The organism is Bradyrhizobium sp., from assembly GCF_016462955.1.
In the GTDB taxonomy this organism is placed as follows: domain Bacteria; phylum Pseudomonadota; class Alphaproteobacteria; order Rhizobiales; family Xanthobacteraceae; genus Bradyrhizobium.
In genome coordinates, this window is sequence record NZ_JAEMSD010000633.1 from 1 (window position 1) to 3,373 (window position 3,373).

Below are 3,373 nucleotides of genomic sequence, written 5' to 3' on the forward strand. Positions count from 1 at the left end.
CCGGCGGCTCGACCGGCGTGCTCGCGCGCGGCGGCCGGCTGCTCGGCGAGATCGAGGAGGCCTTCATCGAGGGCCTCTCGCCCGGCGACACTTTCGTGTTCTCCGGCGAGGTGGTGCGCTACGAAACGTTGGTCGAGGACCAGGTCTATGTCTCGCGTGCGCACGACAAGGACCCCAAGGTGCCGTCCTATATGGGGGGCAAGTTTCCGCTCTCGACCTATCTCGCCGAGCGCGTGCGCCGCCTGCTCGATGATGGCCGCGCATGGGCCGGCCTGCCGGAGCAGGTGCGCGACTGGCTGTCTCTGCAGAAGGACGTCAGCCAGGTGCCGGCCGTGCGCGAGCTCCTGGTCGAGAGCTTTCCCCGCGCCAACAAGCACTATCTGGTCTGCTATCCCTTCGAGGGACGTCTCGCGCACCAGACCCTCGGCATGCTGCTGACACGCCGGCTCGAGCGCGCCCGTGCGCGGCCGCTCGGCTTCGTCGCCAATGAATATGCGGTGGCGATCTGGGGGCTCGGCGATCTCTCCTTCATGATCCGGGGCGGCCGGATTGATCTCAACGCACTGTTCGATCCCGACATGCTCGGCGATGATCTCGAGGCCTGGCTCGCCGAATCCGCCCTGATGAAGCGCACGTTCCGCAACTGCGCGATCATCTCCGGCCTGATCGCGCGGCGGCATACCGGCGAAGAGAAGAGCCGCCGCCAGGTGCTGTTCTCGACCGACCTCGTCTACGACGTGCTGCGCAAGCACCAGGCCGATCACGTGCTGCTGCGCGCCGCCCGCGCCGACGCCGCCACCGGCCTGCTCGATCTGCGCCGCCTCAGCGACATGTTGATGCGCATCCACGGCCGCATCACGCACAGGGAACTCGACCGCGTCTCCCCGCTCGCGGTGCCCGTGATGCTGGAAATCGGCCGCGAGTCAGTTTATGGCGAAGCTGCAGACGAGCTCCTGGCCGAAGCCGCCGACGAGCTCGTCAAAGAGGCAATGGATCGAGGCGGGTAAGACGTGACGGCAGGCGCGCTAGTTTCGGGGGATGTCGAGGACATGCGCGTTTCCAGGGTCACGATTAGCGATGTGACCTTCGCGGCGGATCTTTCCGGCGCGCTGTTCTGGGACGAGCAGCGCCTGCTCGTCGTCTCCGACCTGCATCTGGAGAAAGGGTCGAGCTTCGCCGCGCGCGGCGTGCTCCTGCCGCCTTACGATACCATCGCGACGCTTGGCCGGCTCGCTGCTGTCATCTCCCGTCATGATCCGCGCATCGTCATTGCGCTCGGCGACAGTTTTCACGACCGCAGCGCGCATGAGCGCTTGTCGCCGGACGACCGCAATGCCGTCACCGCGCTCCAGAGCGGCCGTGACTGGATCTGGATCTCGGGCAATCACGATCCCAAGCTGCCGCGCGATCTCGGCGGCACCGTCGCGGACGAAGTCGCGATCGGCCCGATCACCTTTCGCCACGAGCCGACCGGCGCGCACGGCGAGATCGCCGGCCATCTGCACCCGAAGGCGCGTGTCTCGGCCCGCGGCCGCTCGATGGAGCGCCGCTGCTTCGCCAGCGACGGGTTGCGGGCGGTGATGCCCGCCTTCGGCGCTTACGCGGGCGGCCTCAGCATCCGCGATGCAGCCTTCAAAAAAATCTTTCCGAAGAACGGCTTTGTCGCCCATCTCCTCGGCGATCGCCGCGTCCACGCCATCGCGGCGTCACGCTGCTTTTGAGGTTCGGTACCTCTCCAGAACGAATTAAGAACACTTTAGCAAGTCTTTGATATATCATTGTGATTCGGCGCGTAGCCGACACCATATCTAGCGTCTGTCAGACTTTGCGAGGACTACATGTCCACCATTGCCTTCGATCAATTTGCCCTCACCCGGATCGCCGATTTCGCGCGCTCGCTGTCGCGGCTGCATCAGGCGGCACTGCGCTACGCCGTCGATGACGACCAGTTCGATCGCGAGTTCAATGCGGTGTGCCAGTCGATCTGGGGCTACACGATCGACGACATCAGCGACGATCTGTTCTCGACCGAGGACCATCTGTTTCTCGACACGCTGGACGAGGCGCATGCGCGCATCTTCGCGGCCGAGCAGGGTTATGACCTCGTTGGCGATCAGGGCATGCTGACCGATTGGTGGGGCTTCTGCTGGATGATCCTGGCCGAGAAGCGCGGTCTCCTGACGCCGGAAAACCGCGCCGCCGCGCGCGCGGCGATCGAGGAGAAATATCTGTCCGCGCCAAACGTGATCGGGGTGATCATCGGGAGGTGACGGCCGGCGGCCGTCATCCCTACTCCAACCCCGCCCGCTTCGCCGGCTTCTGCACCGCCGTCTTCGGTACCGTCACATCCGGTAGCGGCTCGTGCACGATCTCTGCGGCCGGCGCATCGGCCGACACCGTCTCGGCGCGCACCGGTGCCACCTTCATCTCGCCGAGCCGGGCACGAACCTGCGCGGTGAGGCCGGGATAGGAGGCGACCGGGGTGAAATCCGCAGCCTGGTCGTTGCCGACGCGAACGCCGGTATAGGCAACAAGGCCGTCGGTGGTGGCGATCACGTCACCGGCCTTGAGCGAGGAGTCCAGCGCGAGATCGACCGGGGCGAGGCCGGCCGGCTCGCGGCCGTTGCAGGTGCAGTCGGCGCGCAACGCCTTGCGGTAGGCGAACGCGTTTTCGCTGTCGGCGTAGCGCTCGCCGGTCTGCGAATAGGCCCCATCGATCGAGGAGCCGAAATAGACCTTGGTCGCGCTGGCGGGACAGAACGCCTGACACATCTGCGCCGCCGAGACGAGGCCGCGCATCAGCGGAAAATACTTCCCGTCGCAACTGCGCACGCAGAAGGCCGGGCCCGAGCCGCCGGCCGCCGCCGAGCGGGTCGGCGGCACATATTGCGGTGTCGCCGCATTCTGCTGGCCGGTGAAGGGATCGGCATAGGAGTTCGTCTGCTGCGGCACCTCGCGCTGCGGCCGCTGCTGCTGCATTCCGCCGAAGAGGAAATCGAACAGGCCTTCGGCCGAGACAGGGGCAGGGGCCGCGAGCAGCGGGGCTGCCAGACTGGCGGCCACAAGCATCGCGCGACGGCGCGCATGGGACAGGACTGTACGCAACGTTCACTCCACCCGACGCTACTGAACCGGCTGAGACCTCAGGATCTCAGCACATGATTCACCATAAGATCGGATGGTAAATGAGGATTGAACGCGCGCGGATTCCGCCATCGTACCCCGGACGCAGGGCAGCGCCAACGCCCTTGCGGCGCGCCCGGGACGCAGGAGCGAGAATCGCTACGCCTTCAGGAATTCCGACGCCTTGTACAGGGAGCGGAACGGCAGGCCGGCAGCGCCAAAGGTGTCGGTGGCGCCTTCCTCGCGGTCG

Annotated in this window: 3 protein-coding genes and 2 pseudogenes; 3 read left to right on the top strand and 2 right to left on the bottom strand. The window is 66.1% G+C overall.

All coding sequences use genetic code 11. The annotated features are described in order from the left end of the window. From JHD07_RS35885 to JHD07_RS35895, 3 genes and pseudogenes are all read left to right on the top strand, one after another. Positions 1-1,007, top strand: a pseudogene (locus tag JHD07_RS35885) (DNA ligase-associated DEXH box helicase); the annotation flags it as partial. A 42-nt stretch (positions 1,008-1,049) separates the two neighbouring features. Continuing rightward, on the top strand, positions 1,050-1,721 hold the full coding sequence (gene pdeM, locus JHD07_RS35890) for a ligase-associated DNA damage response endonuclease PdeM (protein ID WP_291630794.1): 672 nt from the start codon (positions 1,050-1,052) through the stop codon (positions 1,719-1,721). Positions 1,722-1,838: 117 nt separating this feature from the next. Continuing rightward, positions 1,839-2,270 (top strand): hypothetical protein, encoded by a 432-nt coding sequence (locus JHD07_RS35895; RefSeq protein ID WP_291630796.1) that lies wholly within the window; start codon positions 1,839-1,841, stop codon positions 2,268-2,270. 19 nt (positions 2,271-2,289) lie between these two features. Here the strand turns inward: JHD07_RS35895 and JHD07_RS35900 are convergent, their stop codons facing one another. Continuing rightward, a complete protein-coding gene (locus JHD07_RS35900) occupies positions 2,290-3,069 on the bottom strand; it encodes a DUF2865 domain-containing protein (RefSeq protein WP_291630799.1) in 780 nt (259 codons plus the stop codon). 213 nt (positions 3,070-3,282) lie between these two features. Then, positions 3,283-3,373: pseudogene (locus JHD07_RS35905) on the bottom strand (orotate phosphoribosyltransferase); the annotation flags it as partial.

Coding starts and splice junctions, on each gene's coding strand:
- pdeM (WP_291630794.1), top strand. CDS start 1,050: ATGCGCGTTTCCAGGGTCACGATTAGCGATGTGACCTTCGCGGCGGAT.
- JHD07_RS35895 (WP_291630796.1), top strand. CDS start 1,839: ATGTCCACCATTGCCTTCGATCAATTTGCCCTCACCCGGATCGCCGAT.
- JHD07_RS35900 (WP_291630799.1), bottom strand. CDS start 3,069: ATGCTTGTGGCCGCCAGTCTGGCAGCCCCGCTGCTCGCGGCCCCTGCC.